The sequence below is a fragment of the Arthrobacter sp. Hiyo1 genome (genome assembly GCF_001263615.2).
Classification (GTDB): Bacteria; Actinomycetota; Actinomycetes; order Actinomycetales; family Micrococcaceae; genus Arthrobacter.
Genome location: NZ_DF952473.1, coordinates 15,454 through 19,013 on the forward strand (window position 1 = coordinate 15,454; position 3,560 = coordinate 19,013).

Below are 3,560 nucleotides of genomic sequence, written 5' to 3' on the forward strand. Positions count from 1 at the left end.
CGACCGGCAGGCCGGCGACGGTGCAGCAGGCCAAGGGCAAGGAGGTGGCACGAGCGCAGCGTGAGCAGCGTCGGCCCGCCTCTCCCGTGAAGGATGACAGCAGGCGCTGAGTCCGACGGCTGATACAGAAGAACCCCCGGTGGAAATCCACCGGGGGTTCTTCGTTGGTGCAGGCCGTGATGTCAGCTTCCGCAGGTTTTCATGCCCTCGTCGAACATCGTCTTGCCCTGGGATCCGTTTCGAGCGACGAAGCTGCGATCGCCCACCTTGACCGAGTCATCGTTGATGGTGATCGGGTCGCTGCCGTGGTACTTGCCCGACTGCGTCCAGGTGATCTGTGTGCGGTCCTTGTTCAGCTGGCCCACGCTGGTGTCGGACGTGTAATTGGACTTGCCGGGGCATTCGAGCGAGGTGAAGGTCACCGTGTCGCCGTCGATCTTGACGACACCGACGGGGCCGCTGGTCGCGCCGATGTACTCGCCGTTGCCGCTCGGAGTCCCGCTGCAGCCGGCCAGTGCGAGCATCAGAGCGACAGCACCTATGGCCAGGGCGGGCGTTCCGCGTCGCTTGGTCGTGGTGGTCATGGTCTGTATCCCCCTAGGATTCGTCCTGCTGTCCGGCGTGCATCTTGTGCGTTTCTACGTCCATTCAAACACAACTGCGAATTTGCTGTCGACATGATTACTCGAATCGTGGTAATGGCGATTCGAATCGGATTGGAGTGCAAAACGCACGAAAGTGACACCATGAAGGGATGCCAGCGCAGCAGCCTTCTTCGCCTTCGTCCCCTGCTACCGCCCGCGATGTCGTGCATCACCTGTACGTCAACGCCGGCGACCTTTTGCCGTACTGCGGGGTGATTCCCGGTCCGGATCCGGTCACCGGCGACTGGCATACGGGCCACGACCGGGACACACTCCTGGAGACGGTCCACTTCGGACTCCCTGGTTGCGTGACGTGCCTGTCCCCCGCGGCCCTTGGAGGATTCACGCCGCTCATCATGGACGAGGACGAAGAAGTCATTACGTTCGACGGCGATGTTCCCGTGTGGGGCGACGACGAGCCCGAGGTCGGCTGACGCCGTTCTTTTATCTGACCGGTTCAGGTCAAGCGCGTCGGTCGTCTGTGACGACGGAGTCATAGACCGATGCGAACGGACTGTTTGCGGCAGGTCGCTTCGGCTCCGTCGAGGTGGGGTGTTTCGACGTGGCCGCCACGGGCAGCACTTCCCAGATCAGCGTCCAGAAGCCGTCTTTGCTCATCGACACGAGCCGTGAGTTGCGATGGGCATGCAGATCTTTGTTGAGCTCGTCGATGTTCGTGCAGGTCGAAACAACCAGGTGCTCACCCAACGCCCGGCTGTAGGTGACGAGGAAGATCCCGTCGATCCGGTCGATACTCTCGACCTTCCAGCCTTCAGCGGCCATGGTGTTGAGACTGCCGTCGAAACGGCCGTCCTCGGAGCGGTACTTGACCTGTTTGTATTCGTATCGCATGCCTCGACTCTATGTCGGGCGTGATGTGATGCCGCAGATGTGCGGCGTGTCCTGAACTGACGGCAGGTGCGGCCACAGGTCGAGGCGTGCGATACGACCGCTGTGTGGCCCTTCCTAGCCGGCGATTCCTACCCACGTCATCAAGTAACATTTGATGACTCACCTCATGAAACAACTTTGGCCCCACTGACCGCGGTGAGGTGGGTGGTGCCGGTGGTTTTCATCGCCGTCTCCAGGCTTTCGTCCAAGCCCGTGGTGTCGCCCGTGACCATTCCAGGCAGGAGTCCGGCGGCGTCGCCCTGCAACCACTCGGCGGCGGAACTGAATTGCCTTTTCAATTGGGCTGCACCGTGGGGAACGTCGGCAGGTCCTTGTGTCGGGTGCCTTGCTTCTGGCTTGTTCTGTGTGTCTGGCTTGTTCTGTGTGTCTGGCTTGCGCTGTGAGTCCGGCCGCATGGGTGGGGTGGCGGCGGCAAGAACACCAGCCTCGACTTGTCCTGGCTTTGCAGGCTTCAGTTTTCCGGCTGTTCTTACCTCCTGTCCCGTGACAACCTGCCCCCAGCCTTCGCCTCCGGTCAGCAGAATTCTGGTGCGGGAGCGGATCAGCATGCCGTCGGCCGCAATATCAATCACTTCGGCCGGCACGGCCCACCGTCCCGATCCACGGGAATCCGTGCCTAACTCGCGAGGATCACCCACGATCAACACATGAATGACCACCGAATCGCGCGCCGCTGCAACGTCGGCAACCGGTCCGTCGTCGCGCTGTCCGGCTTGCATTGCGGCGTGGGCGGCCACGGCCGCGCCGAACAAACACGCAACGGCCAACGTGGCAGGAAACGTCCTCAGGCTACGAGGAGCCCTGGCCCGAGTGGCGAGAAGAAGACACGCGGCGAGGGCCAAAGCCACGCACACAACTCCCGTCCAGAGAAGGTAGATAGGCGGCCGCAAGGGAGACAGCCCACGTGAGAACGGCAGACGGGGCCAGCCGAAGGTCTACGCGGCCGGGGCTCAGCTTGACTCCGCTCACCCTAGACCGTCACCAAGGGCAGAAGCGATTCCATCATCTTGGGACCAACACCATCCACGGCATCGAGGTCCTCCACGGCAGCGAACGGGCCGTGCTGCTGCCGCCATTCGACAATGCGTTTGGCCAGGACGGGGCCGACCTTGGGCAAGGCGTCGAGCTCCTCGGCCGTCGCTGTATTGAGGTTGACTTTTCCACCGCCAGAAGTCCCGGTTCCCGCGCCACCGGCTGTGGGCGCACCGCCAATTGGCCCCGCAAGCTGTGACGGAACAGCCTCCCCCAGCCGCGGAACATGAATCTTCGCCGAGTCCTCCACGATGGCGGCAAGGTTGAGGCTGTCAAGCTGGGCAGTTGTATCCGCACCACCAGCTGCGGCGATCGCGTCGAATACCCGCGCACCGGCGGGCACCCTGACAATCCCGGGGTTCTTCACGGCACCCGCCACGTGGACTATGAGGAGCTGGGCTCCATCGGGTGATTCCAGGTCCCCATCGACACCGCCATTTCTACTTCCCGCGCCCGCTTCGGGATTTCCTCCCGCATGTGAACTTCGAACGAGAGGCTCAACCATCGGCTGCCCAGACCAGGACTGCCAGAAGAACCAAATCACCAGCAACAAACAAGGCAAAGCCAACAACACGGCTACCCGCCATGGAGTGCGCCACCGAAGCCTCGATGGAGGTCCTGCCTCTTCGGACACCCCTTCGGTGCCTGACTGCTCCCCCACATCGTCCATAGCCGGTCCGGATGTCATCAAGGCCTGCAATGGAAGCAGAGGCTCCGTTTTGTTGACGTGGCCAGGCTGAGCCTCGGCCTCGTGGTCCGTCGGTGACGCAAGACGAGCAACGAATCGGAGCCGGGCGGCACTCGCAGCATCATCCGCGGGTGAGGCTCGGTTCCTACGTGGCATATCCACGAGCCTAGAAGGTCCGAGCCCGCAGCAGCAGCCCGGACCGGTGCTATGTGGACAGGCCCGCCGCAGAGTGCTTGTGGAGGATAAGTGGGCACAGGAGAACGCCCATCTCGGGACTCATAACT

General features: G+C 62.6%; 5 protein-coding genes. 1 reads left to right on the plus strand and 4 read right to left on the minus strand.

What is annotated here, in order from left to right; genetic code table 11:
- Nucleotides 1-182: 182 nt before the first annotated feature.
- On the minus strand, nt 183-584 hold the full coding sequence (locus tag AHiyo1_RS15685) for a hypothetical protein (RefSeq protein WP_059389177.1): 402 nt from the start codon (nt 582-584) through the stop codon (nt 183-185).
- 170 nt (nt 585-754) lie between these two features.
- On the opposite strand from AHiyo1_RS15685, the gene AHiyo1_RS15690 reads away from it, so the two are divergent.
- Nucleotides 755-1,078 (plus strand): hypothetical protein, encoded by a 324-nt coding sequence (locus AHiyo1_RS15690; RefSeq protein ID WP_059389178.1) that lies wholly within the window; start codon nt 755-757, stop codon nt 1,076-1,078.
- 28 nt (nt 1,079-1,106) lie between these two features.
- On the opposite strand, the gene AHiyo1_RS15695 is transcribed toward AHiyo1_RS15690, so the two are convergent.
- The 3 genes from AHiyo1_RS15695 to AHiyo1_RS26975 form a co-directional block, all read right to left on the minus strand.
- Nucleotides 1,107-1,496, minus strand: a complete 390-nt coding sequence (locus tag AHiyo1_RS15695) for a hypothetical protein (protein WP_059389179.1) — start codon at nt 1,494-1,496, stop codon at nt 1,107-1,109.
- A gap of 164 nt (nt 1,497-1,660) precedes the next feature.
- Nucleotides 1,661-2,446 carry a ComEC/Rec2 family competence protein gene (locus tag AHiyo1_RS15700; RefSeq protein ID WP_113990690.1) on the minus strand — a complete coding sequence of 262 codons (786 nt, stop codon included), beginning with the start codon at nt 2,444-2,446 and terminating at the stop codon, nt 1,661-1,663.
- A gap of 80 nt (nt 2,447-2,526) precedes the next feature.
- Nucleotides 2,527-3,006, minus strand: a complete 480-nt coding sequence (locus AHiyo1_RS26975) for a helix-hairpin-helix domain-containing protein (protein ID WP_275937076.1) — start codon at nt 3,004-3,006, stop codon at nt 2,527-2,529.
- Nucleotides 3,007-3,560: the final 554 nt, after the last annotated feature.